The organism is Stenotrophomonas sp. STEN063, assembly GCF_056854515.1.
In genome coordinates, this window is the sequence record NZ_JBXFWF010000032.1 from 1 (window position 1) to 25,592 (window position 25,592).

23 protein-coding genes are annotated in these 25,592 nt (G+C 66.3%); 8 read left to right on the forward strand and 15 right to left on the reverse strand.

What is annotated here, in order from left to right; translation table 11 throughout:
- Positions 1 to 171: 171 nt before the first annotated feature.
- Positions 172 to 1,641 carry an alpha/beta fold hydrolase gene (locus AC1VWL_RS10325; RefSeq protein ID WP_482986613.1) on the reverse strand — a complete coding sequence of 490 codons (1,470 nt, stop codon included), beginning with the start codon at positions 1,639 to 1,641 and terminating at the stop codon, positions 172 to 174.
- A gap of 296 nt (positions 1,642 to 1,937) precedes the next feature.
- Between AC1VWL_RS10325 and AC1VWL_RS10330 the strand changes: the two genes are divergently transcribed.
- Together AC1VWL_RS10330 and AC1VWL_RS10335 are read left to right on the forward strand one after the other, a co-directional pair.
- Positions 1,938 to 3,647 (forward strand): histidine kinase, encoded by a 1,710-nt coding sequence (locus AC1VWL_RS10330; RefSeq protein WP_482986614.1) that lies wholly within the window; start codon positions 1,938 to 1,940, stop codon positions 3,645 to 3,647.
- Entirely contained in the window at positions 3,635 to 4,336 is a 702-nt protein-coding gene (locus AC1VWL_RS10335; RefSeq protein ID WP_296248420.1) for a LytR/AlgR family response regulator transcription factor, read from the forward strand. Before AC1VWL_RS10330 ends, AC1VWL_RS10335 begins: the two co-directional genes overlap by 13 nt.
- A 216-nt stretch (positions 4,337 to 4,552) precedes the next feature.
- Here the strand turns inward: AC1VWL_RS10335 and bla are convergent, their stop codons facing one another.
- Positions 4,553 to 5,434 carry a subclass B3 metallo-beta-lactamase gene (bla, locus tag AC1VWL_RS10340; RefSeq protein ID WP_482986615.1) on the reverse strand — a complete coding sequence of 294 codons (882 nt, stop codon included), beginning with the start codon at positions 5,432 to 5,434 and terminating at the stop codon, positions 4,553 to 4,555.
- A gap of 293 nt (positions 5,435 to 5,727) precedes the next feature.
- Between bla and AC1VWL_RS10345 the strand changes: the two genes are divergently transcribed.
- A complete protein-coding gene (locus AC1VWL_RS10345) occupies positions 5,728 to 7,413 on the forward strand; it encodes a tetratricopeptide repeat protein (protein ID WP_482986616.1) in 1,686 nt (561 codons plus the stop codon).
- On the opposite strand, the gene AC1VWL_RS10350 is transcribed toward AC1VWL_RS10345, so the two are convergent.
- From AC1VWL_RS10350 to AC1VWL_RS10405, 12 genes are all read right to left on the reverse strand, one after another.
- Entirely contained in the window at positions 7,407 to 8,489 is a 1,083-nt protein-coding gene (locus tag AC1VWL_RS10350; RefSeq protein WP_482986643.1) for an AAA family ATPase, read from the reverse strand. The genes AC1VWL_RS10345 and AC1VWL_RS10350 overlap by 7 nt on opposite strands.
- Positions 8,490 to 8,491: 2 nt before the next feature.
- Entirely contained in the window at positions 8,492 to 9,061 is a 570-nt protein-coding gene (pnuC, locus tag AC1VWL_RS10355) for a nicotinamide riboside transporter PnuC (RefSeq protein WP_482986617.1), read from the reverse strand.
- Entirely contained in the window at positions 9,058 to 10,407 is a 1,350-nt protein-coding gene (locus AC1VWL_RS10360; RefSeq protein WP_482986618.1) for an AMP-binding protein, read from the reverse strand. The genes pnuC and AC1VWL_RS10360 overlap by 4 nt, the downstream gene beginning before the upstream one ends.
- Complete coding sequence (locus AC1VWL_RS10365; RefSeq protein ID WP_482986619.1) at positions 10,404 to 10,985, reverse strand: hypothetical protein; 582 nt, start codon at positions 10,983 to 10,985, stop codon at positions 10,404 to 10,406. Before AC1VWL_RS10365 ends, AC1VWL_RS10360 begins: the two co-directional genes overlap by 4 nt.
- A 22-nt stretch (positions 10,986 to 11,007) precedes the next feature.
- A complete protein-coding gene (locus AC1VWL_RS10370; protein ID WP_482986620.1) occupies positions 11,008 to 12,789 on the reverse strand; it encodes a hypothetical protein in 1,782 nt (593 codons plus the stop codon).
- Positions 12,786 to 13,778, reverse strand: a complete 993-nt coding sequence (locus tag AC1VWL_RS10375) for a hypothetical protein (protein ID WP_482986621.1) — start codon at positions 13,776 to 13,778, stop codon at positions 12,786 to 12,788. Before AC1VWL_RS10375 ends, AC1VWL_RS10370 begins: the two co-directional genes overlap by 4 nt.
- 1 nt (position 13,779) lies before the next feature.
- Complete coding sequence (locus AC1VWL_RS10380; RefSeq protein ID WP_482986622.1) at positions 13,780 to 15,375, reverse strand: AAA family ATPase; 1,596 nt, start codon at positions 15,373 to 15,375, stop codon at positions 13,780 to 13,782.
- A gap of 46 nt (positions 15,376 to 15,421) precedes the next feature.
- Positions 15,422 to 15,886 carry a DUF6265 family protein gene (locus AC1VWL_RS10385; RefSeq protein WP_482986623.1) on the reverse strand — a complete coding sequence of 155 codons (465 nt, stop codon included), beginning with the start codon at positions 15,884 to 15,886 and terminating at the stop codon, positions 15,422 to 15,424.
- Positions 15,886 to 16,524 carry a glutathione S-transferase family protein gene (locus AC1VWL_RS10390; RefSeq protein ID WP_482986624.1) on the reverse strand — a complete coding sequence of 213 codons (639 nt, stop codon included), beginning with the start codon at positions 16,522 to 16,524 and terminating at the stop codon, positions 15,886 to 15,888. Before AC1VWL_RS10390 ends, AC1VWL_RS10385 begins: the two co-directional genes overlap by 1 nt.
- 74 nt (positions 16,525 to 16,598) lie before the next feature.
- Positions 16,599 to 16,955, reverse strand: a complete 357-nt coding sequence (locus AC1VWL_RS10395; protein ID WP_482986625.1) for a hypothetical protein — start codon at positions 16,953 to 16,955, stop codon at positions 16,599 to 16,601.
- A 15-nt stretch (positions 16,956 to 16,970) separates the two neighbouring features.
- Positions 16,971 to 17,861: a sulfotransferase family protein gene (locus AC1VWL_RS10400; RefSeq protein ID WP_481534312.1), complete on the reverse strand. Its 891-nt coding sequence runs from the start codon at positions 17,859 to 17,861 to the stop codon at positions 16,971 to 16,973.
- Positions 17,858 to 18,868, reverse strand: a complete 1,011-nt coding sequence (locus AC1VWL_RS10405; protein WP_482986626.1) for a glycosyltransferase — start codon at positions 18,866 to 18,868, stop codon at positions 17,858 to 17,860. The genes AC1VWL_RS10400 and AC1VWL_RS10405 overlap by 4 nt, the downstream gene beginning before the upstream one ends.
- Positions 18,869 to 19,043: 175 nt before the next feature.
- Between AC1VWL_RS10405 and AC1VWL_RS10410 the strand changes: the two genes are divergently transcribed.
- On the forward strand, positions 19,044 to 19,754 hold the full coding sequence (locus AC1VWL_RS10410) for a response regulator (protein ID WP_482986627.1): 711 nt from the start codon (positions 19,044 to 19,046) through the stop codon (positions 19,752 to 19,754).
- Positions 19,751 to 21,208 (forward strand): ATP-binding protein, encoded by a 1,458-nt coding sequence (locus AC1VWL_RS10415; RefSeq protein WP_482986628.1) that lies wholly within the window; start codon positions 19,751 to 19,753, stop codon positions 21,206 to 21,208. The genes AC1VWL_RS10410 and AC1VWL_RS10415 overlap by 4 nt, the downstream gene beginning before the upstream one ends.
- 40 nt (positions 21,209 to 21,248) lie before the next feature.
- On the opposite strand, the gene AC1VWL_RS10420 is transcribed toward AC1VWL_RS10415, so the two are convergent.
- The gene (locus tag AC1VWL_RS10420) at positions 21,249 to 22,613 is read right to left on the reverse strand and encodes a glutamate--cysteine ligase (RefSeq protein ID WP_481534316.1); all 1,365 of its coding nucleotides are present in this window, start codon (positions 22,611 to 22,613) and stop codon (positions 21,249 to 21,251) included.
- A gap of 203 nt (positions 22,614 to 22,816) precedes the next feature.
- Here AC1VWL_RS10420 and AC1VWL_RS10425 point away from each other — a divergent pair, with 203 nt between their 5' ends.
- The 3 genes from AC1VWL_RS10425 (at position 22,817) to AC1VWL_RS10435 (ending at position 25,430) form a co-directional block, all read left to right on the forward strand.
- On the forward strand, positions 22,817 to 23,515 hold the full coding sequence (locus AC1VWL_RS10425; RefSeq protein WP_482986629.1) for a VIT1/CCC1 transporter family protein: 699 nt from the start codon (positions 22,817 to 22,819) through the stop codon (positions 23,513 to 23,515).
- A 3-nt stretch (positions 23,516 to 23,518) separates the two neighbouring features.
- Positions 23,519 to 24,352, forward strand: coding sequence for a helix-turn-helix transcriptional regulator (locus AC1VWL_RS10430; protein ID WP_482986630.1), 834 nt, complete (start codon positions 23,519 to 23,521; stop codon positions 24,350 to 24,352).
- A gap of 100 nt (positions 24,353 to 24,452) precedes the next feature.
- The gene (locus AC1VWL_RS10435; protein ID WP_482986631.1) at positions 24,453 to 25,430 is read left to right on the forward strand and encodes an MBL fold metallo-hydrolase; all 978 of its coding nucleotides are present in this window, start codon (positions 24,453 to 24,455) and stop codon (positions 25,428 to 25,430) included.
- Positions 25,431 to 25,592: the final 162 nt, after the last annotated feature.

The following is a 25,592-nucleotide window of genomic DNA, read 5'->3' on the forward strand; positions in this document are numbered from 1 at the left end:
CCGCCCCCCCCGCCCCCCCCCCCCCCCCCCCCCCGCCCCATTGGGCGCGCCCGCCGCCCCCCCACCCCCCCCCCCTCACCAAACACCACCCCACCCCCCCCGGGGCTCCCCGGGGGCGCGCCCCCCCCACCCCCCCCCCCCACCCCGGTTTTGACCTGGTGTTGCTCTGGCTTACAGCTTGGCCCTGTCAGTAACAAACACCGGCAGCGGCACATCCAGCACATCCGCACTCAGCCCGCGCCCGGCCAGGAAACCGGCGATGTTGTCGGCGATGGCCGGATTGCCCACCCACATTTCGTTGTCATGGCTGGCACTGCGCACCAGCAGCTCCTCGCCGTGGCTGAAGCCCGGCAGCAGCGCCTGGGCATTGGCATGCGGGGTGCGGCCGTCCAGCGTGCCGCTGATGAACAGCACCGGCACGTCGCTGCGCACTGGCGCACGGAAGGCCTCACCCAGGTCCAGCATGCCCAAGCCATCAGCAACGTCCGGGAACGGGAAGTTCAAGGCATCGCCGAGCAGGCTCTGGCGGGCCTGAGCCGCCGCCAATGCGCGCCGCTGCGGGCTCTGCCCGGAAGCCACATCCATCGCCGTCGGCATGGCGCGCCAGCCGCCCAGGCCCTCGCGCACCATCAAGGCGATCGCACCTAGCAGGTCATAGTTGCCGGCCTCGGCCTCACGCAGTGCCAGCGGCAACATGCGCTGGGTTGAGCGACGGCCGAGGGCGATCGCTATCGCCATCTGCGCATCGAACTCGCCGATGGTCACCTTCCTGCCGTCATGCATCGGGCTGCTGCCCTGCCCCGGCTGCTGGCGCAGTTTAGCCAGCACGCGCTGCGCCGATCCCTGCAGGTCTTCGAAACCGTCCTTCTTCGCGATGACGGCGAGGTCCGCCAGCAAGGCATCAGCAGCCAGCGGCAGCTTGATCGTGTCATCCGGGCCTTCGCTGCCCATCAACACCACGCGCTCCAGGCTGTCGGGGTGGCGGCGCACGGTCGCCAGCGCCAGGTGCGTGCCGTAGCTCATGCCCCACAGGCTCAGCTTGGGCAGCGCCATCGCCTTGCGCAGGTACTCGATGTCGTCGGCACTCTCGGCGGTGGTATAGGCACCCAGATCAACTCCTGCGTCCTTCCAGAAGGCAAGGCAGCTGACCAGGGACGCCTTCACCGCTACCAGCGCCGCGTCGCGCTGCAGCGGCTGGGCGTCATCGAACTTGTGCTCGTGTGGGCACTCCGGGGGCATCTCGGAGAAATCGGTGCCACGCTGATCGAGCAGCAGCACGTCGGTCTCGCGCCGGACCCGGTCAAACACCGGCCAGCGCGGGCCGAGTGCGGTGCCGAAGCCAGAACCGCCCGGGCCACCGGCCAGATAGACCACCGGGGCAGCGCTGCCATTGCCACCGGTCGCCGGCAGGCGCACAACACGCAGGCGGATGCGCGGCCCGTTCGGCTCGCTGTGGCGACGCGGAACTTCGAGGAAGGCCTCTTCGGTGGCGATGGTGCCATTGGCCTTGGTCTGCATTGCATAGGGTGCAAACACCAGCGGCGCAACCGAGTCCTTGGCCAGCGCCGGCGAGGCGCACGCCAGGGCCAGGCACAGCGCCAACAGGCGACCGCTACGTCCCAGCTTCCCCTTGCCGGTCACAAGCACTCCGCCAGCGTCGTGTTGATGCCCAGCGACAAGCGAGGCGTTTGAAGGAGCCGCCAACGACTGCAGGCAAGGACGGCAAGCACTGGAAACAGACAGAGAGTTGTTGGACATGGCGGGCTCCGACCAGGTGGGAAGATGGGTGTTGCCGTGGCCCCGGCAACCCGGAGAAACCTCCCGTTGCCTCGCCACGAAGCCAGCATCCCTCCCTCGACGGCGCTTGCGGGGCGCGCGTCCGCCGAACAGCTCCAACTCACCGCCCAGCGTCTCCGCGCAGCCGATACGATAGGCCCATGCCGATCCTACGAATCCTGAGCGTACTGGCCGTGCTGGTCTTCGCGGTCGCCGCGTGGCTGGCCGTGCTGCTGCGCGACGTCAACAGCGTGCAAGTACTGGGCGGAGAGATGGCGCCCGCCAGCGCAACCGCTGCTGGCGGCTTGCCGACCTCACCGCCAGCCGACATCCATTGGCAACCAATCGATCAACAAACGCTGGCCAGCTGGCGCGGCCCGTACTGGCTGCGCTGGCAATCGCCCGCGTCCACCCAGCCTGACGATGGCGGCCGCGCCCTGCGGCTGTCCTTGCGCGGCGCCAGCCAGCTCTACTGGAACGGCCAGCCGATGCAGGCCAATGGCATCGTCGGCACCAGCGCCGAGCAGGAACAGCCCGGTCAGGTCGACATCACCCGCGTACTGCCGCCTTCCTCGCCCACGGGAACGGACGAACTGCTGGTACTCGCTTCCAGCCACCACCAGCAGTTCGGCCTGTACAGCGCCGATGCCCTGGTAGCAGTGGCGCCGGCCGTGGTGTTGTACCAGCGCATGGTCCTGCCCTGGTTGATCGCGGCCCTCGCCACCGGCGCACTCGCAGCAGCCTGCCTGTACTTCCTTGCACTACAGCACGGCCGGCCGCAGATGCCTGGCGGGCGACTGTTGCTCGCGCTGTGCGCTGTCGGGATTGCACTACCAGTCGTCGAAGGCTGGCGACCGTTGCTCGGCTATCTCTATCCATGGCACGGCCTGCGCCTGTATGCGCTGCTGGCCTTGCACGTGGCAGCGGCCATGCTGCTGCCTGCCTATCTTGCCCGACGTTATGGCGTTGCCGTGCCCAAGGGCCTGGGTATCGCCTACGCCGCCGCGCTGGTGATGACGGCCGTGCTGCTACCCAGCTTCGACATCCGTTCGGCGGTGGCGCTACTGCTGAGTCTGCTGGCCTCGTCTGCGCTGCTGCTGCGGACCAATAGTGAGCGCGAAGAACGCTGGCCGATCCTGGCCCTGCTGGTCGCGGGCGTACTGGCCTTGTTGTTTGCGCCCGGGGCCTTCCTCGATGGCCCCTACTTCCTGCTGCTCGCGGTGCTGGTGGGCTTCCTGCTGCTCTGCCATGCGGAGCAGGTTCGCAACCTGGACCTGCACAACGCGCGCCTGCGCGAAGAGCGTGCAAAGTTGTCGCTGCAGCTGCTGCAGCGGGGCATCCAGCCACATTGGCTGATGAATACCCTCACCTGCCTGCAGGAGCTGATCGAACAGGCTCCGGCAAAGGCAAGCCGCCTGGTCGAATCGCTGGCCGAGCAGTTCGATCGCCTGCGCGAAAGCAGCAGCAGCCAGAGCGTGCCGCTCAGCGAAGAACTGGCCCTGTGCCGCAACCATCTGGATATCGTCGGCCAGGCCCTTGACCAGCCGATGACGCTGGAGGTGGATGCCGACGACCTGCAGCTGTCGCTGCCCCCCGGCGTGCTGCATGCACAAGTGGAGAACGCGCTGACCCATGCCGGCGCGGTCGCCTGCGCGCAACGACCGTTCCGCCTGCGCGTGCAACGCGACAAGCAGCATTGGATTCTGGAACTGCGTAGCGCACGTGGCTCCGCACCGCATCGTGGCCAGGGCACCGGCACCCGCTACATCGAGGCCAGCCTGGCCGCCTCCCATCCCAATCGTTGGCACTACAGCCAAGGCGCCGATGGCGCCGACTGGTGCAGCCGTATCGAGCTCACATGCGCATATTGATCGTCGAAGATGAGCCGCTGGTCCGCCAGCGCCTGCTGCGGCTTTGTGCGGAAATAGCGGGCACGCGTGCGCGCTTCGATGCGGTCGCCGACCTGGATGCCGCCGGTGACCGGTTGCAGCGCAGCGTCTACGACGGTCTGCTGCTCGACCTCAACCTCGGCGGCGAAGATGGCTTTGACCTGCTGCGCAGCGCGGTCGCCGGCCGTTACCACTGCGTGGTCGTATCCGCCCACCGCGAGCGCGCCCTGCAGGCCTTCGAACACGGCGTGCTGGATTTCGTGCCCAAGCCGTTCTCGCGCGAGCGGCTTGGCCAGGCACTGGAGCGCCTGCTGGACGTAGGCCGCTACAGTTCCGGCCGCGCGCGCTACCTGGGCATCTGGCGCGCGCAGGGCACGGCCCTGGTCGAACTGGCCGATGTGCAGTGGATCCGTGCCGACGGCGACTACAGCGAGCTGCGCATGCGTGATGGCCGCAGTGAGCTGCACGACAAATCCCTGGCCGGACTGAGCGCGGTGCTGCCACCCGATTTCATCCGCTGCCACCGTTCCTACCTGGTCAACCTTCGCCATGTCAGCACCTTGCATTCGGGTAGCGGCAGTCGGTACTGGTTGGTACTCAATGGCGGCGGGGAGCTGCCGGTCGGGCGTGCCCATGTGGCCGGCCTGCGGCAGGCACTCGCGCTTGAATGAACCAGCCGACGACATGAAAGCGAGCAGACTCCGTAGCCCGGGTAAGCGCAGCGCACCCGGGAGCTTGCAGAGCGGTGCGAAGTCGCGTGCCCATACAAGCACATCAACGCCATATCTGACTCAACGATTCCCCGGGTGCGCTGCGCTTACCCGGGCTACGTGGTTACGCTGAAGATCTCAGACGGTTCGTCTGCCGATGGAATCTGCGGCGCCTGCTCAAGGGCGCTGGGGCGTTGAACGCGCCTTGCTCAAGGCGTCCTCGAAACTCTCCTTGTGCTCCTCCACCAGCCGGGCGAGCAGGCCAGGGTCCACAAATGCATCCTCATCGCCATCGGCGCGTTGCGCCTGCCGCTCAAGGATGCCGGTGGTATCGGGATGGCCGCTCAGGACGATGTCCGCCTGCATCGCGCCAAGCTTTGCAAACGTAGCGCGGAAATCCTCGGCGATCGTCGGGTAACTGCGATTCCCAACCAGCGTATTGCCGGCGACGGTAATGCTGCACAGGAACAACACCTCGCGCGGCGTGCCACGGTCATTCACGGTCATGCTCCAGCTGGTGCAACCGGCGGTGTGCCCCGGCGTGAGATGCGCCGTCAGCTCGACGTCACCAAGCCGCAGCTTCTGCCCATCGCTGACGATCTCATCCAGCTTGATCGGATCGAAGGGCTGGATGCCGTAGTTGTTGTCGCCCTGGTTCCTGCCGTTCTCAAGCGCCCAACGGTCGCCAGCGCTGGCGGCATAACGTGCACCGGTGTCGCGCTTGAGTGCTGCCATGGCGCCGACATGATCCGCATGGGCATGGCTGCTGAGCAACAGCCGTACATCATGCAGCGGCACACCCAGGCTTTCGATGTTGCGCTCGATCTGATCCGCATTGGCAGCAAGCGGAGCATCCAACAGGATCGCACCCTGCTCCGACACGATCAGGTATGCCGCCAGTCCCTCGCTGCCTACGTAATAGATGTTGTCGACGATATGAAATGGTTTGATCGGTGTCGTCCAGTCCGCAGGCGGTCCAGCCCACGCCGCCGACGACGCCGCTCCGGCAAGCACCATCGCCGCCACCTGCAATCTCCTGCGAATTCCCTGCTTCTGCATCATCTCTGCGCCTTGTCCAATACGTTCAGGAACTGTGCACCGCGGAGGAAACTGCGACAAATGCGTAGAACTGGGCAGAGCCATGAGTTTTTCCTGGCCTTCGCCCATCCGCGGGCAGGCCGGCACGATACGTGCCAGGTACCTCGCCATCCGGAAATGAACGGCCGGCGTCCGCAGCGCAGCGTAATTGCGATTCTCCGGTCTGCGTTTTTTTACGGTGTTTTCATCGCGGCATATCACCACCCAGCCGCGCCCAGCAGTATCTTCGCGTCCATCCGCCCCGAGAAGCCACAATGATCCGTCGATCCTTGTCCCTGCTGCTTCCGTCCCTGTTTGCGGCTGCAGCGCTGTCGGGCTGCGACGCTCCCGACAACGCAACCGCCCTTGTCGATAAGGCCCCGGTAGCAGATGCCAATGAACTCCCGCTGTTCGACACCTTCGGCGACCTGCACCGCGACATCGGCAGCAAGGTGCCGCTGGCTCAGCGCTATTTCGACCAAGGCCTGCGTCTGGCCTATGGCTTCAATCATGAAGCTGCCGGGCGTGCTTTCGCCGAAGCCGCGCGCTTGGACCCGGCATGTGCAATGTGCATCTGGGGCCAGGCCTTGGTGCTTGGGCCGAACATCAATCTGCCAATGGACCCGGCAGCTGCCAAGGAAGCCACTGCATTGGCAGCACGTGCCGCCACCCTCGCCACTGGCGCGCGACCTGCCGACCAAGCGCTGATCCAGGCACTACAGAAGCGCTACGCCGACCCCGCACCGGAGGACCGCAAGCAGCTGGACCGCAACTACGCCGATGCGATGGCTGGAGTGGTCGCGAAGTTCCCGCATGACGATGATGCCGCCACGATGTACGCGGAAGCCTTGATGGATCTCTCGCCGTGGGCTTATTGGCAGGATGGCAAGCCCGCCGAGTTCACCCAGGCATTGGTCGGTGAGCTGGAGCGCGTGCTGGCGCGCAACCCGCGCCATATCGGCGCGATGCACTACTACATCCACGCCATGGAATCCTCGCCCGAGCCCAAGCGCGCCGAGCCCTACGCCGATGCGCTGGCCGCACTGGCGCCCGGGTCCGGCCATCTGGTGCATATGCCCGCGCATATCTACATCCGTGTTGGCCGCTACCACGATGCAACCCTGACCAATCTGGCCGCGACCACCGCCGACAAGGATTTCCTCGCGGTCTGCCGTGGCAGCAATGGCGTCTATCCGTTGGGCTACGTGCCGCACAACTGGCACTTCGCCACGATGACCACGGGACTGACCGGCTCGCGCACGCTGTCCATGCAGGCCGCCAGACAGACGGCCGATCGGGCGGACCGCGCGGCTATGGGCGAGGCGCCGATGCAGTTCATGCAGCAGTTCGTGGTGGCACCGCTGCTTACCCAGGTCCGCTTCGGCGATTGGGACGGCATCCTCGCCGACACCGGCACTGCAGCCGAACTCCCCTATCCTGCCGCGATCCGCCATTTCGCCCGCGGCATGGCCCATGCCCGCAAGGGCGCACTGGCAGAAGCAACACGCGACGCCGAAGCCCTGCATGCCATCACCGCCGATACGGCAATGGCGCAGGTCAGCTTCTTCGACATCAACCACGCAGACAGCGTGCTGCGTGTTGCCGATGCACTCCTGCGTGGCGAACTGCTACGCGCGCAGGGAAAACACAGCGAAGCGATTACCGCCTTGCGAGAGGCTGCAGCCGCCGAAGATGCCCTGGCCTACAACGAACCCGCCGACTGGCCGCTGCCGGTGCGTCCCTATCTGGGCGCCGCGCTGCTGGATGCAGGTGATGCGGAATCCGCAGCCGAAGCCTTCAGCCAGGACCTCAAGACCTATCCGGCCAATGGCTGGTCGCTGTTCGGACTGGCACAGGCACAACAGGTGCTGGGCCAGGCCGATGCGGCAGCCGAAACCAAACGCCAGCACACAGCAGCCTGGCAATGGGCAGATGCGCCGCTGGCAGCTGCGCGCTACTGAACCAGCGCTGGCCGCGACCTGGCTGCATCCACATCCGGCTGCAGCTCGGCGATGGCTGCCAGCGCCGCCGCCTCTCGCTGCTGCCAATCGCCGCCCAACTGGCGGAAGGGAATCTGCCGGCTGCCAAGCTCACGCAGATACCAGGCATGCTGCCAGCGCCGGAACGCCTCGTCGCGGCGGGTGCCGTCCTGCACGAATGGAACATCGGGGTCACACAGCAACACCAGGTCATAGTGACGTCGCGACAATTCCAGCAAGCACGGATCGGCGCGACCAAACATCGCCTCGGCGTACAACAAGGTGGTCAACGGCGAGGTGTCACAGACCAGCCAGCCGGTGGCGGCACCCAGCAGATTCTCCTCGCGCGCTACCTGGGTCTGGGCGATATGCAGCAGATCCGACTCCTGCAGCTGCCCATCCTGCGCCTCCCACAGCTCGCGGCCATACTCCGCCGCGTAGACGCTATCGCAGCGCGTGGCCAGTGTCTGGACCAGCGTTGATTTCCCGGTGGATTCACCGCCCAGCAACGCCACCCGCCTGACGAAATCGCGATACACCTGCGGCGCCAGCTGCTGCCGCTGCGCATGCAGGTCCGCGCGCACTGCAGTGCCCGATACCGGCACGCTGCGCCGTGCCGGATCGACCTCAACGTGCGCCACCGCGCGGCCGCCATGCAGTTGCTGTTGCTGCGACAGCACTGCAGCGAAACCGGGCCCGTAGTCCTCGCTGGTGAACACCAGATCCACCTCGCTCTGGATCACCTCGCGCAGCAGCCAGGCCATGAACAGGCGATGCGCCTCGTCACTGGCATCGTTATCCGGCAGGCATCGCTGCGGCAGCCCCAAGCGCTGGCAATGTGCGGCCAGGCGCACGTCGTCGAGCACCCAGTGGTTGGCGTCGGGATACAGCGCTCGCAGCCAGGCCTCGCGTCGCGCGGGCGCCATGCCGGGAAACTCGGGTTTGGTGTAACTGACCACGATCAGCCGCTCGCAGGCCGCCTGTGCATGATCCAGCAGCAACTGGTGACCGCGGTGCAGCGGGCAGAACTTGCCCACCACCAGGCCGACCCGCAGCATGCTCACGCAGCCGCGCCCTGCTCGCGCCACAGCCGGCGCCAATGCCGCCAGGCCAACCAGGCGTTGATCCAATACGCCGCATACAACACGGACGTCAGGGTGAGCCCGCGCGAGGCGTACAGCGGGACCGCGATGGTGTTGACCAGCACCCACACCGGCCAGGTCTCGATGCGCCTGCGCATCAGCAGCAGCTGCGCCAGCACCGACAGGCACAGCACCGAGGAATCAGCGAACGGCGCGTAGGCGTCGGTGAAGCGATGCAGCACCAGTCCGTAAGCAGCACCGGCCAGCAACGCACCTGCGCCCATCAGGACGAAGCTGCGCAACGGCGTGCGCTTGATCGGCAGTGCCGCATGGCTGGCACTGGCGTGCCAGTTCCACCAGCCGAACATGCTGGCGACGACGAAGAACACCTGCAGCAGCACATCGGCATACAGCTGGGTATGCCAGAACAGCAGGCCGAACAGCGAGCAGCCAATGATGCCCGTACACCAGGTATGCACGCTGTTGCGCGCCGCACACAGGATGGACGCGGTGGCGAAGGCGTTGGCAGCGATTTCCAGTGCGGTCATGCGCCCAGGCCTTCGTTGAGATCGGTGGTGTATTGCAGCACTTTGTCCTCCACGTGCATCAGCACGACCTGCACCGGCAGGTCGTCCAGGGTATGTTGCAGGGCCGCTTGCGCCTGCTGTGCGTAACCGCCCTCGGCGACTGGCAGATGCAGGCTCACGCTGCCATCGCCGCCTTGATGCACACGAAAGCGCGACAGCGGCAGCGGCGCCAAGGCGTGGGTCAGGTCGATGTTGTTGATCCAGCGGCCACTGCGGGTGCGGTAGCGTACCGGTCGCCTGCCCTGCAGGTCGACAATCATCGGCACGTCACCACACATCGCCAGCGCGCCACGGTCGCCAGTGCGGTAGCGCAGCAGCGGCAGGCAGAAGTTGAAACCACCGGTCAGGGTGATCTCACCGACCTGTCCATCCGCAACGGCACGACCGGCATCGTCCAGCACCTCCACATACATGCCCGGCTGCAGCAGCACGTGACCACCGGCGGCGGCATCATGCACCGCCAGCGGACCGGCTTCGTTCATCGAATAAATGTCCAGTACGGGGCAGTCGAATCGTTGTTGCAAGGCCTGCCGCAGGCCCGGCGACAAGGCCATCGACACCGACAGCAGCGCGCGCGGCCGGTGGCTGACCTCCAGTTCCAGCAAGGTGGCGAAAGAAATCGGATCACCGGCAATCACTTCCGGCTGCAGCGCATCGATATAGCGCGCGCGGTCATCGGGATGACGCCACTCATCCGGATGCAGGTTGATCTTGGCCAGCCCGGACTCGTCCATGCTCGGCGTCACCGATACATAGGTGAAGCAGCGTTGCTGCATGCCCAGCAGCATCACGCCCATCTGCCCGCGGCCATTGCGCAAGACCACGCCAGCGCGTGCCAAGGCACGCTTGTGATAGGCCAGATAGCGGCCGGCCACGACTGGATGCGAGGGCAGCACCAGCGGATGGCCGGTGGTTCCGGTGGTGCGGAAATTCATCATCCGCTGCAACGGCACCGGATCGGGAACGAACTGGGCGATATCGGCAGCCAGGTCACCGCGATGGGTGGTGGCGATGTCTTCGAAACATGCAGCACGACCGCGCGCACGGAAGTACGGCACCTGCGCGATCACCTCATCGACAAAGGCTCCCAACCACGGCGGAGGTGAACCCGGCTGCCACTGGAAACCAGCGCCGAGGATATGGTGTTCGTACACGCGCAGTTGCTGCACTTCCCCGGCGAGCAGTCGATTGCCACTCTGGTTGCGGTAGCGCGGTGCCGCCGGATGCTCGCGCATCCACTGCAGCATCGCCCTGCCCGCTTCGCTCAGGGTGGGATAGCGCTCACCGTCGTGCGGGTCTTGATTCACTCGCGTGTCCACTTGTCCGCCGATTCCTCGGCAGCCTTGCGTGCCAGCGCCTCGCGGATCGCACGTGCGCGCGCTTCAGCAGCGCGGCTGGCGTCCAGCAGGCGACGGCGTTCGACGCTGCTGACGCTGGCCAGGCGATCGGCTGCCTGTGCCGCGGTTTCACCCGCAGGCAGCAGACCCAGCCGCGCGATGGCGGTACGCACCAGTTCCTCGCGCCGATCCGGATCGTGCAGATAGCGGTTCACTGCGGCCTCCGTTGCCAACGCGGGCACTGCCTCGCCAAATACCTGCAGCAGCGCCTCGCGCGGGAAGCGCAGCGCGTGCCACGCTTCATCGGCCAGCAGCCAGGCCATCACCGCGGACAGACTCAGCTGGTTGGCGGTGACCGCTGCCAGGTTGCCGGACAGGCTGGCCTGCAACGCAGCGGGCAAGGCGACACCATGCAGCGCCAGCACGTCGTTGACCACGGCTGCGACCTGAAGCTGCCCTTCGCGGCCGCGCCGTGGCGGATCGAGGAAGTCCGGTGGTGTATCGATCAGGCGACGCAGCAGGGCGTCCAGCGAGGCGCTGTTGCTCATGGTTGGTTCCGTAAGGTGCTTTTCATCGGCCGACCACGCCCGGTGACTGGTAATGACGTTGGCTGAAATCGCGCGCGAAGGCCAGCAGGTCGGTCATGTCACGCACGACGTGGATATCCCAGCCCTGCTCGCGTGCGCGTAGCAAGTCCGCGGTCCAACCCTTGGCGCCGACCAGGCTTGCCGGCAACGGACTGTAGAGATTGAGCGCCATGGTGCCGCCAGCCCGGGCCGCGCGCAGCGCCTGCGCGGCGACGTCCCAGCCGCTGTTGCCGCGCTCGTCCTGCTCGAACATGGTGGTGATGCCGTCATCGGAGATATGCAGGATATGCACGGCACGCGCAGCCGCCGGCCGCTGCGCATAGGTGCTGCGCAGGCGATGGATGGGGAAAGCCGTTGCGCCACCGAAGTAACCTACCAGCACCTTGAGGATGTCGTCCTCGCTGCGCACGAAACCATCGGTGTGCAGGCATTGCTGCTTGCCGCTCCACAAGGTGGCCTGCACGCGCGCACCCGCGCGCAACGCCGACAAGGCGATCACCGCACCGGCCAAGGTCAACCATGAGGTGACCTGCTGCGGATCGGGCATGGAGCCGGAGCTGTCCACGTACAGGTCCAGATCAATCGGTTCATTGGCAGGTTCGTTGCCCGGCGCCGGCCCCATCACCCGCTGCACGGTGGTCACCCCCGGCACCACGGTGGGCGACTGCATCAAGGTCTGCAACCAATCCACCGCATCCAGAGGATCGCCTGGTTCCCAGGGCTCCAGACCTTCCAGTTCGAGCTCCTGCGCCTGCGGCTGTGGGCTGACCGGGAAACGGATCAGGTGCGGCAAGGCGCGCTCGCGGTAGTAGCGCACCGCGAATTGCTGCGGGTCCATGTCCAGTCCCGCCGCGCGCAGGATTTCGCCGTACTCAAACGGCTCCCGGGTCTGGCCGTGACCGGGCGTGCTGGTCGGCAATGCGTCCTCCGCCACCACGTCTACTGCACCAGCCTCTTCCTCGCCGGTGATGCGCGGATCGAGCGCCGGATGCAGCACCGGTGCGAGTTCGTCTTCTTCCAGCCGATCCAGTCCCACCGGTTGACTGCCGCGCCCGGCATGGCGGGTATCCATCAGCGCATCGACGCGCGCGTCACTGATCGTCTCCAGCAAGTGCGGCAGCAGCAAGGCACTGAAACGGCTGGCACCTTCCATCCATTCGCCGGCATAGGTGCGGATCACCCGCGCGCCCAACCAGGCATCGCCGCGCAGGCCTGCATCTTCCAGCGCTGGCCCGCCCAGGCTACCGGCCGGCTGCTGCCACAGCTGTTCGTAGATGCCCATGTACAGCTGCCACAGCGGTGAACTACCGCTGGCACCGGTGGCAAGGCGCTGGTAGATCTCGGCCATGCGCAGGCCGCATTGGCGTTGCAGGCGGTCGTTGATCAGCAGGTCGGTATAGAGGTTGGCGACCATCGGCGCGTGCGCTTCCAATGTCGGCAATGCGCGATGGATACGCGCCAGCAGCCGCGCGTGATCGGTGGCCGTGGCCGGTGCCAGCACGTGATGGCCGATCTCGTGGGCGAGGATTTCGCGGGCGTGATCCTGCAGCCCCAAACGCTGCACCTGCGGCAGATCGATCACCACCCGCTGGTCGGCCAAGCGGATCATCGCGAAGCTGCCGGTCAGGCCCTCCTTCGCTGCCTCGACGCTGCTGTCGCACAGGCGCGGATCCTGCAAGCGGGTGAAACGGCTCCAGTCGGCCAGCGCCAATGGCCAGGCGGCGCGCCAGTTGGCCAGCAGGCTTTCCTGCTCGGTGCTGCTCATGCCGCGCCCGGTAGCAGGCGCACGTGGTGCGACCACGGCGAATACAGGGCGATACCCGCCGGCCCGGCCACCGCCGCAAGGCCATCAACTGGGGCGGCGTAAACGATGGTGGTCGTGCCAATACGCGCGCCCTGGCTTTCGATTGAAAGCTGCGTGGCCGGCGTGACCCGCGCGGCAGCAAACTCCGCTGCACTGGCTGGCAATACCACGCCACCGAAGGCATCGGCAATCAGCAGGTAATGGCGGTCGCCGCTACGTGCGATGAAACCTTCCGCGCTGGCGCGCAGCTCCGGCGGCGCAGCGAATGGGCCGCCCAGGCCGGTGAAGCCGCCAACCGTCTGCCCCTGCACGCTTGCAGCTGCACCTTGCGGGTGCCACCAACGCTCGCGGCCGAGCTGGCTCCGCAGCGACGGCCACTGCGCTACGTCGACGCCAATCGCTTCTGCCGCCAACGCAGCAGGCATGCCATCGGCCTGTGCCAATGCCGCCACACGCAAATGCGCCATGCCCGCCTGCCATGCACACAGCGCGCCGACGCTGCGCATGGCCGCCGTGCTGTCGCAACGCGGCGCCAATGCGGCCATGCGCTGCAGCCATGCGTCGACGCGCACGCCCGGCACCTCGTGCATGCGCACGACCGCATTGCTGAGTGCACCCAGCGTCTCCAGCGGTGCAGCTGCGATCAGTGCTGCGGCAGGCACTGCCAGCTGCTGCCACGCGGCATCCACCCACGGCAGGCGAGCTGCCGGGCCTGCGAGTCCCTGTGCCACCAGTTCCAGGCCCAGTTCGAAGGCGACTTCGGTGGCCGCCGGCATCGCCGCTTCGTCCACAGCAGCAATCGCCAGGCACAAAGGGTCCAGCGTCTGCGCGACAAAGACCGAGAACGCCGCGGTATCCAGGGTGGGCCAACGTTGCCTTGCTTCAGCAACCTGCTGGTTGAGCAGGCTGCGGCGCGATGCCAGCAGGCCGGTCAGTGCGGGTGACAGCACCTCAGCGCGCCTGCTGCCAATGCAGGTAATTGGTATAGCGCTGGTGCAGGTACTTGAGCTTGAGCAGGTCGTCGTACAGATGACCGTAGAGCTTGCGGCCCTTCACCCGTTCCTCCACCAGCCGTTCGATGCGCGTGAGGCGCGCACGCGTCTCGCGCTCGCTGATGCCATCCAGGCCGCGTGCGAACTGTGCGGACAGCTCGCCGACCGGATCGTTACGATCCAGGTCCAGGCGGTCGTACTCGGCATTGGAGCTGTCCAGCAACCAGCGCAGCCAGCTGAGCCGGTCGCTGCGGTAAGCGGCGTTCTCCGGCAGCGCGAAGAACGGCGCGTCCAGATCCGGTTGCAGCTTGTCGTTGAGCACGAACGGCAACACCTGGCGCACGTCGTCCAGCGCGACCGCGGCATTGCCGCGGAACCAGGCCAACGCCTTGGCAAACATCAGCAAGGTCATCAGGTTGCGCACCGACAAACCATTGCGGGTCTGGCAACCCAGGTCCTTCATGCGATCACGGCCGGAATCGGCGGCAATCGCCTGGGCCCAGTCAACCCCGGCCAGGCGCACGGTGTCCTTGGTCAGGTACTCGAACTGCGCACCCGCGGTCTCCATCAACTCGAACTGGCTGCTGAAGAATTCAATGCGCCTGCGCACATCCTGCGGTACCTCCACCGCACGGATCTGCTGCAGCATCAGGTCGCCTTCTTCCTCGCTGAAAATGATCTCGCGCGGCACCACTTCTTCCGGACGGATGTTCTGCTCGATGCGCAACAGCATCTCTTCAAGGAAGCGCGGGTTGAAGGCCAATGCCTGCACCACCACGTCGATGCGGTCGCGCAGGGCCTCGATCACCTGGTAGGTGCCGCCACCGCGGTCGTCGTTGGCAGTGAGGTACCACGCCGACTCCGGGCATTCGTAGACCTGGTTGAGCACTTCGGCGTAGTTGTCGCCCATCACCGTCAGCAGCGCGCTCTGGGTACGGGTGGGGATGCGGTTGTACTCGTCGATGATCTTGACCCGCATGCCCAGCCAGCTGCGCCAGGCGATGCGGATCTGCGACATGTCCTGCGCGGCGACCAGATCGGCCGGCAGCGGATTGCCGAGCAGGTCGGCGATGGTCATCTGCGGGTGACCGTGCTGCATGGCGCGACGCACCTCGCGCACCGGGTAACCGGCAAGCACGCCCATCAGGATCGCGCTGGCGGTCTTGCCCCGGCCGGGGCCACCGACGAACAGGCATTTGCGGCGGGTGGCGAAGGTCAGCAGCGGCAGCAGCACGTAGCTGGAATAGCTCTGCGCCGATGGCAAGGTCAGCTGGCGGCGGGTATCACCAACATTGAAGCTGGCCGACGGACCGGCGTGGTACTCGATGTCGTAATGCGGGCTGATGATGGCGTTGTTGACGATCCAGAAGTAGGCCTGGCGCAGCTTCTCGTCCAGCGCCAGCGGCGCGGCATCGGCGGCATCGGCCAGCTGCACCGGTCCTTCATACAGTTCGGCCACATCGAAGGTCCGCGCCACCGGCTCGGCCCTCGGGTTGGTTGGCGCCTGCGACAGGCGCTGGAACAGGTTGAATGGCGACACCGGGCGTCCCTTCATCACGGAACCCGGATTCTAACGTGGGGGGCGTGACGTCGGCCGTCGCTCAGTCAGTCGGTTGCGCGGCCTGCTCGAACTCGAACACCTGCACACGTTCGCCAGCGGAGACAGTGGCCGTCAGCCGCCGGCCGTTGCGCTGGTAGGCGATCCGTTGCGGGAAGTCATGTTGGAGGTTCTCGAACACCACCGACTGCACGCCCTGCTCCACCAGCGCGAACCTGACCGGCGCGGGATTCCCGGCAACATCGGCGACGTAGTACAGCTGCCCGCCCTCATCGATGATGCGCAGACGTTCCTGGAACCGCAGCTCGCCTTGCCGATAGCTGCGGCCCTCGCCTTCGAGAACATCAGCCTGCCGACGCCAGTGCTCAGCGCCGTTCGTACCAGCTGCCATGCCGGTGCGCTGCCAGCTGCCCAGCAGCCAGTCCAGCGAGGACAGCTCGGCCGCAGCTGCGGTCACGGCACTGGCTGCGCCGACCAGCAGGACCAAGCAGAGCAGGAGCCTGCGCATCAGCTACGTGGCGGGATCAATGCATCATCCAGGGTACTTGCACGCTGCCAGGCCGGGCGGGCACGCAGGCGCTCGCCATACGCGGCAAACGCGTCGCGCGCCGGCATGCTCTTGAACATCTGCCCCCACAGGATCTGGCTGCCGACGTAGACGTCAGCAGCGCTGAAGCGCTCGCCGAGCAGCCACGGTGATGCCGACACGGCAACCTGCTCCAGGGTGTCAATGGTCTGCTCGAAGCTGCCGTAGCCGACCGTGCCGGCCTTCTCCAGCGGTGCAAGCAGGCCCAGCGCCTTGGCACTGACTACTGCCTCCACCGGCCCGGCAGCGAAGAACAGCCAGCGCAGGTAGCTGCCACGCAGCGGATCATCCAAGGCGGGTGCCAGTCCTGCAGCAGGAAACGCATCGGCCAGATAGGCGCAGATCGCTGCAGCCTCGGTCACCACCACGCCACTGTGCACGATGGTCGGCACCTTGCCCATCGGGTTGATGGCGAGGAACTCCGGGCCTTTCATGCTCTGGCCGTATTCCAGCACCTCGGTGCGATACGGCTGGCCCAACTCCTCCAGCATCCAGCGCACGATGCGCCCGCGTGACATCGGGTTGGTATAGAAGACGATCTCTTCTGTCGTGCTGCCCATGCGCCTGCCTCCGGAGGATGAGGCGGCAGTCTAGCAACTGCGCCCCAGCACCGGGACAGGGGAAGGTGCAGCGCTCAGCGGTGTTCGCGTGGACGCGGCGGTGGTGCTGGTGGCTGCACGCCCTTGCCCTTCAGGCAGGCGTCCATGGCTTGCCGGTCGAGCCTGGGCCGTTCCGAATCGCCTTGTTCCGCTGACCCGGCCGCAGGGCTACCTGCCTGTTCGGCCAGGCAAGCGTCAAATGCCTTGGTGAATGCCGGATCACGTGGCAGCGAAGGTGGCGGGCCATCAGGTCGACCGGGTCCACCGGGGCCACCACGATGCGGGCCAGGCGGCGGGCCATCCTGGCAACGTCCAAACGCGCCGCAGCCGGCAAGCGACAACACCAGCAGCGAGGCTGCGAAGGGTATGAATTTCTGCAATGACAAGCGCATGGGAATGCTCTGGGTTCAATGGGGAAAGGGGCGCCGCGTTGCGGCGAGCAGGTCGTCGGACAACGGGATCAGGCGCGCGCGGATATACGCGCGTCGTGCAGCATCGAAGCAAAACTGGAATTTGCGGCGATCATGCAACGCCTCGCCCGCGTCCTGTTTCCAGGGTTCATCGCTGCGGACCAGGACGCTCAGATCAGCGGATCCTGCCGTCGCGCAATCGACGACACCGCAGCCCAGGAACGCAAATATCCGCGCCAGTTCCTGCTGCGGTTGCGCGATGAGCTGTTCGTAGCGCACCCAGAGATGGCGCCGGTCATGCAACCACGCCCCGCTTTCAACGACCGCTCGATTCCAGCGATCGATCGCACGATCGACATCGGCGTATACATGCCAGGGCCGATAGCGCGCGGCAGCGGAATGCAGCGATGCCACCACTTCTTCGCCATCGCGCAGCAGATGGATCACCCGTGCATCCGGCAGGTGCTTGCTGATCGAGCGCAGATAGAACAGGTGGTCTGGCGTTTTCTCCAACCAGAGCTGTCCGCCGGAACCATCGCAGTGCGCCGCCATCGCATCTGCAAACGCCTGCAGCTGCGCGCTGACCGGGGCGAACGCCGATGGCGATGCAGCTGCCAGTTCGGGAACGCCAGCCCAGGCACGCCGGACCTGCCCGCCCGGCACCCACCCCAGCCAGGCCTGCAGCGCATGCCGCATGCCATGCAGCTGCTTCCAGCGCCACGCCCGCACTGATTCGCGATGGCGGTCGCCGTAGCGCAGCAGACGCTGCAGGAAATGCGTTTCCGGCAACGAGACGATATCCGGATGCGTGCTCAGTAAGCGTTGCAGCAAGGTGGTTCCCGAGCGCGGGCACCCCACCAGGAATACCTGACCGATGGCAGCATTCATTCCTTCACCCGCAGCAGCGCCGGCATGGACCGCTGCTGCAATGGCAGCCCTTCCGTGACCACGCGCTGGAAGCGATGGATGAAGGCCTCCTGGTTGTCCACGAAGTGCTCCCGTGCCTGCCGCGACATGGCGTCCAGTGCAGCCTCGGAAAGCCGCAACGCGCGTGTCACTGCGAGTTCGATGCCCGCCGGGTCAACGTAATAGCGCCATGCAAGGTCACGTTTGATTGCCTGTGCCGGCAGCATCAGCAGCCCGCGCTGCGCAGTGACCAGCTCATTCATTGGTTCACCGTCGGTGGTCAGCGTCACTGCACCCACGCTCAAGGCTTCCATCAGGTAGTGACCGTAACCTTCGGTCTCGGAGGGGCAGATATGGAACAGGCATTGGTTCTGCAACCTGCGTAGTTCCGCCTCATCGAGCACCGCGATGCGATGGTCGATGTTGTCCGCGATCACCCGCTCGCCAGCGGTGCGCGGATTCTGCACCACGATAAGCAGCGGCCACTGCGGATGCCTGCGCCAGGTATCCAGCAACACCCGCGTGCCCTTGGCGCTGCTGCGCCCGGCCAGATGGAAGAACACCCGCTGCCGCGGCACATCGGGAAGCAGGCGGTCCTCGCTGGTGAAGCCGATGTATCGGGTGGTGCAACCCAATCCGGCGAAGATGCGCTCGGCGTGACGGGTCTTGCACAGCACCGCATCGAACCTGGCCAGGCTCGGGTGCCAGCGCGGCAGGAACCACTCCGGATTGGGCAGGAGGAAATTGCGCTCCGCCAATGGCAGGCAGCGCGGGTAGACCCGCTCGGAAAAAATCTGCAGCGGCACCCGCCCCTGCAACAGGCGGCGTCCCCACAGACCGGCCACCTGCGCGCGGGTACGCCCGGTACTGCCGAATCCCACCCGCTCGGTGGCAAATCGCGGCGCCAACAGGCGCTGCATCAGATCCAGGTCACGGCTCAGGCCAACACCGTTTTCGCGGCTGATCAAACGAACGCGTGGGGCTGTCATCGTGGAGTGCGCCAGAATGGGATGGCGCACTCTAGGCAGCCGTCTTCACCGCCGGATGCTGAACCGGGCGACAGGCCGCCGGGCACTGACAAACATTGACAAATTGGCGCGCTATGATGCGTCGCGCGGCCCCGGATGCGGAGTCCCCCAGCACGGTCGCAGCGAAAGGAAGCCCATGCCCACCCATCTCCTGGTGGTCGACGACGATCCCGATCTGCGCAACCTGATAGCTGACTTCCTCGGCCAGCATGGTTACAGCGTAGCCACCGCCGACAGCGCAGCACAGATGCGCCTGGCCATGAACAGCCAGCGCCCCGACCTGGTGGTGCTGGACGTGATGATGCCCGGCGAAGATGGCCTCAGCGCGATGCGCCAACTGGTCGGCGCACGCAACGCGCCGCCGGTGATCATGCTCAGCGCACTGGGCAGCGACACCGACCGCATCATCGGCCTGGAAGTAGGCGCCGACGACTATCTGTCGAAACCCTGCAATCCACGCGAGCTGCTGGCGCGCATCCGCGCCCGCCTGCGTCGTACGCAGGCCGATGCCGAACAGACCCAAAGTCCTCACCCGGTCTACGAATTCGGCGGCTGGCGACTGGATGCGCTGCGGCGTGACCTGCGCGACCCCGATGGTGTCTACGTCACCTTGTCGGACAGCGAGTTCACCCTGCTTCGTGCCTTCGTCGAGCATCCGCAATGGGTGCTGAGCCGCGACCAGTTGCTGGATAACGCCCGCAACCGCGGCAGTGACGTCTACGACCGCGCCATCGACAGCCAGATCAGCCGCCTGCGCCGCAAGTTGAATGATCGCGGCCATCCGGAACTGATCCGCACCGTTCGCAACGAAGGCTATCTGCTGCTGCCCACGGTGCGCCGCCTGTGAAAGCGCTGCCGATCTTCGCGCGCACCTTCCTGTTGCTGCTGGGCGCATTGCTGGTGGCATTGGCCTTGGGCATCGCGCTGTTGTTGACCATGCCCCCGCGGCGCCCGGCCGACATACCACTGTCGGAAGTGGTAGCACTGTTGTCCAGCGAACTGCCATCGACCAACGACCGGCTGACCGTCTCCGACAGCAGCGAGCGACCGGCCTGCCCGGAAGGCCATCGCCAGGACCCTTTCATGAGGATGCGCCTGGCTCGCTGGCTGGGGGTGGCCGAGGACCAGGTGAGCTACTGCAACGGCATGCGCATGCCCGGGCTGGGTCCCGGCAGCGCGTTTCACCAGCGTCCCGCCGGCCCCGACCGGGCGGCAGCGTTTGCGCCAGCAGCCGCTGGCGAAGCAGGGACAGAACCTGCCGTACCGCCGGCTGTGCGGCGCCCGCCACCCATGCGCGATGCGATGCCGCCTGGGGATGACGGCTTCCCCGCCAATGCACCGCTGTTCGGCAACTTCGTTGCCGCCACACGCAAAGCCGATGGCCATTGGCGCAGCGTTGTACACCGCATGCCCGGACCATTGCCCAGCGTCGCTCGCCAGGTCGGCCTGTTGTTCCTGTGTGGCGCAGTGGCGATGCTGCCGCTGGCATGGTGGTTTTCGCGCGCCTTGTCCGCCCCCATAAGCCGCTTCGCCCAAGCTGCGGATCGCCTCGGCAGCCATCCCGGTGCTGCGCCGCTGGACCGCAGCGGTCCGGCCGAACTGGCGCGCGCGGCGGATTCGTTCAACACCATGCAGGCCCGCATCAACCGCTTGCTGGACGAGCGTACCCGCACCATCGGCGCGATCGCCCATGACCTGCGCACACCGCTGGCGCGGCTGTCGTTCCGCCTGCAGGCACTACCAGCGGAAGCACGCGATAAGGCCAGCGCCGACATCGACGAGATGAGCCGGATGATCGCTGCCGCGCTGGACTTCCTGCACGGCCAATCGCAGCCGGGCCCACGCGACCGCCTCGATTTCGCCAGCCTGGTGGAAAGCGCGGTCGGCGACCTGGCGGATACCGGCCAGGACGTGGTGCTCACTGCCGCCGAGCCGGCGGTCCTGTTGGGCGATCCGTTGGCACTGCGGCGTGCGGTATCCAACCTGATCGACAACGCGCTCAAGTACGCCGGCAGCGCGCGGCTGCAGCTCTACCGCGACAACGGCAATGTCGTGCTTGAGGTGGATGACGACGGCCCCGGCATCGATCCTGCGCGCGAGAACGAATTGTTCCTGCCGTTCGCGCGCGGTGACGAATCACGCAACCGCGATACCGGCGGCATCGGCCTGGGCCTGTCCGTGGCACATGGCGTGGTGCTGGACCACGGCGGCAGCTTGCGCCTGCACAATCGCAGCGAAGGCGGCCTTCGTGCATTGATGACGCTGCCGTGCCTGCCTGCTGATCAAGGCGCGCTTGCTTGAACGCAGCAACCCGATACCCGATAAGGTTGCACGCGCGGACTCAATAGGCGAACTCGCCGAACAAGGGATCGACGCTGCCATTCCAGCGTCCATGGAACAGCTCCAGCTTGCGCTCGGCCGCGGTCTTGCCGGAATCCACGATCTCCTGCAGCACATCCAGGAAGCGCGTTTCATCCTGACCATCGGCATTGAGCGCGGCACGACGGCGCAGGCCGTCGCGCGAAATCGCCAGGGCTTCGCGGGCCAGGTCACGCACCGTGCCATTGCGGAACGGCAGGTTCATCGCCTGCCTGGGCACGCCATCGCGCAGCACGTTGCGTTCGGCCAGGCTGAAGTCCTTGACCAGGTCCCAGGCTGCATTCAACGCGGTCTCGTCATACAACAAGCCAACCCAGAACGCCGGCAGCGCGCAGATGCGGCTCCACGGGCCGCTATCGGCGCCGCGCATTTCCAGATACTTCTTCAGTCGTACTTCCGGGAAGGCGGTCGTGGTGTGGTCCGACCAGTCACGCAGGGTCGGCAACGCGCCCGGCAACACCGGCAACCTGCCCTGCAGGAAATCACGGAAGCTCTGCCCGCTGGCATCGTGGTAGATGCCGTCGCGGTAAGAGAAGTACATTGGGACGTCCAACAGATAGTCGACGTAGCGCTCGTAACCAAAGCCATCCTCGAACACGAAGTCGAGCATGCCGGTGCGGTCCGGATCGGTATCGGTCCAGATGTGCGAGCGGTAGCTCAGGTAGCCGTTGGGCTTGCCCTCGGTGAACGGCGAATCGGCGAACAGCGCGGTGGCAATCGGCTGCAACGCCAAGGACACGCGGAACTTCTTCACCATGTCCGCTTCGCTGGCGTAGTCCAGGTTGACCTGGGTGGTGCAGGTGCGGGTCATCATGTCCAGGCCGAGCGAACCGACCTTGGGCATATAGCTCTTCATGATCTGGTAGCGGCCCTTGGGCATCCACGGCATGTCCGCACGTGCCCACTTGGGCTGGAAGCCCATGCCGAGGAAGCCAAGCTGCAGCTCACTGGCCACCTGTGCGACTTCATTGAGGTGGCTGCCGGTCTCCACGCAGGTCTGGTGGATGGTTTCCAGCGCCGCGCCCGAGAGCTCCAGCTGACCGGCCGGCTCCAGGGTCACCGAGGCACCATCGCGCAGCAGCGCGATGGTATTGCCGTTCTCCTGCACCGGCTCCCAGCCGAAGCGGGTCAGCCCATCGAGCACCGCATTGATGCCACGCTCGCCTTCAAAGGTGGGCGGGCGCAGGTCATCCAGGCGGAACCCGAACTTCTCATGCTCGGTGCCGATCCGCCATTGCGACTTGGGTTTTTCACCCGCCGCGATGCTCTGGACCAACTGGTCGCGGTGGGTGATGGGTGTGTCAGCGACGTGGCTCGGGCTCGACAAGGGCAGGCTCGCAGAATTCTGGTCAGGGCGGGAAGGTGGGGGCCAGCCCCCGCCATCGCAAGGGCGCACTATATCGTGGCGCACATTGCCATCGTGTCACGGCAGCGGTTTTCAGCGTCCTATAAAAGCAGACTTGACCGCCGCTGGCGCTGCGGCTGCGAGTCATTCCGCGGCTGACTGGGCACTCGTCCTACACTGTAGGCATGAGTCGCACCCATCATCGTGAAACCCACCGTTCGGACCGCGTCGGCTGGTTGCGTGCCGCCGTGCTGGGCGCGAACGACGGCATCGTCTCGGTCGCCGGTCTCGTTGTCGGCGTGGCCGCAGGCGGCGCCAGCGCCTCGGCGATCCTGGCCACCGGCATCGCCGGCACCGTGGCCGGCGCCATGTCGATGGCGGCTGGCGAATATGTCTCGGTGATGTCCCAGGCCGACGCCGAACATGCCGATCTGGCCATGGAGCGACGCGAGCTGCACGAAGACCCGCACAGCGAGCTGCAGGAGCTGGCCGGCATCTACCGCCGCCGCGGGCTCAGCCCCGAACTGGCCCAGCAGGTTGCCGAGCAGCTGACCGCCCACGACGCCCTCGCCGCGCATGCCCGCGATGAGCTGGGCATCACCGAGGAACTGCGCGCCCGCCCGCTGCAGGCGGCGGCAGCGTCAGCCAGCGCCTTCATCGTCGGCGCGGCGCTGCCGGTACTGACCGCACTACTGGCCCCGCATGCGCTGGTAGCGCAGGTGACCACAGCCGCCACCCTGGTCGGGCTGTGCATCACCGGCGCACTGGCCGCGCGCGCCGGCGGCGCCCCCGTTCTGCGCGGCGCGTTGCGGGTGGTGTTCTGGGGTGCATTGGCGATGGCCGCCGCCGCAGCCATCGGCCACCTGTTCCAGATCACCGTGTAAACGATGACTACCGAAGCCGATCCCACACTCCACTTGCTGGCTCAGCTGTCCTCGCTGGTCGATTGCGAGCGTGCCGAAGGCTACGCCTGCATCACCGCGCGTCGCGAGCACGGCGCAAGCTCGGTGGACATTCCGCAGCCACAGTTCGCCATCCTGCTGCAGGGGCGCAAGCAAGCCCGCACTGCGCAGCAGTCGCTGGAATTCGGCCCGGGCGACCTGTTCCTGATTACCCGCCGCAGCCGCATCGACGTGGTCAATATTCCCGATCCGCACAGTGGTTTGTATCTGAGTGCCATCGTGCCGCTATGCCCGGAAGTACTGGCTGCAGCGCGCGCCTTGTGGACTGACGCCCTGCCCGATGCCGGCAATGCGCTGGCAGGTCTGTCGCTGGCCGAACACGGTGCGGCCCTGCTGCAATGGCGGCAGGCATTGCAGGACGGCCACTACACCGAGGCGCGACTGGCCCTGGCCGCACTGGTGGTGGCCTTCTGCCGTCGTGGCCATGGCAGCCTGCTCGCCGCGCCCGAGCCCGGTCTGGGCGATCGCATCCGCGATCTGGTTGCCGCGCAGCCGGAGCGCGATTGGCAATCCCGTGACTTCGAATCGCACCTGGGCATCAGTGGTGCCACCTTGCGGCGGCGCCTGGCCGGCGAACAACTCAGCGTGCGCGAGCTGGTAGCCGATGCGCGACTGGCGCATGCCATGCAGTTGCTCTACACCACCCGCCTGCCGCTGAAGACCGTGGCAGCGCGCGCCGGTTATCGCTCGCTGGGCAGCTTCAACAAGCGCTTCGCCGCGCGCTACGGCCTGGAGCCTGCGGCAATCGGCAACAGCTGATCGTGATGCGAGCGTTTCGCGCAGCATTGTGAGCGAAACGCGGCGGCACTCCAGCGCAGCATTGAGTTCCCGCGGCACAGCCGTATCTGCAGGAACCCCCATGCGCATCCGCCCCCGACACCGTATCGCCGCCGCCTTGCTGATCCTCGCCGCCAGTTGCACCGCGCAGGCGCGCAGCACGCATGTCGTGCAGCAGCAGGTTGCCGGTGTCTATCACCAACAGATCGGCGACCTGCAGGTAACCGCCTTGTTTGACGGCGCAGTGGCACTGGGCCGCCAGGAACTGGTCGGCATTGATCCCGGCGCGGTCACCCGCCTGCTTGAGCATGGCTATGTACCGGAGGATGGCAAAGGCCTGCAGACCGCGGTCAACGCCTATCTGGTACAACGCGGCGATCATCTGAGCCTGATCGATACCGGCACTGCACAATGCTTCGGCGCTGATATCGGCCTGGGCCAGGTGCTGGGCAACCTGCGCGCCGCCGGCTACAACCCGGCCGATGTCGATGACGTGCTGCTGACCCACGCCCATCCGGACCATATGTGCGGCCTGCTGGATGCACAGGGCAAGCCGGCCTTCCCGAAAGCCACGGTGTGGCTGTCACAGGCCGATGCCGCGTACTGGCTCGATCCGGCCAGCGAAACCACTGCCCCGCAGCCGCTGCGGTTCGCGTTTGGCCTGGCCCGCCATGCGGTGGCGCCTTATGTGGCCGCCGGCAAGTTGCACCGGTTCGGTCCGGGTGAGCCCCTGCCGGCAGGGATCGCCGCGCTGGACAGCCACGGTCATACCCCCGGCCATGTCTCGTACCTGATTGAGGGTGGCAGCGGCCAACAGCTGCTGGTGTGGGGCGACATCGTGCATTTCCATGCGGCGCAGTTCGCCCGCCCGGATGCCGCCTTCGAGGCCGACAGCGACCGCACCGCCGCCATTGCCAGCCGCCGCCGGCTGATGGCCGAAGCATCCGACCAGGGCTGGTGGGTGGCCGGTGCGCACCTGCCGTTCCCGGGTCTCGGCCATGTGCGTCGCGCAGCTGAGGCGTTTGCGTGGGTACCGGGTGAGTTCTCGCCGCTGAAGTGATGCTGTGGCTGTGGCTGTGGCTGTGGCTGTGGCTGTGGCTGTTGCTGTTGCTGTTGCTGTTGCTGTGGCTGTTGCTCTTGCCGTTGCCGTTGCTGTCCCCTCTCCCGGTTACGGGAGAGGGGTAGGGGTGAGGGAAGCTTTGGCTTTGGCTTTGGCTTTGGC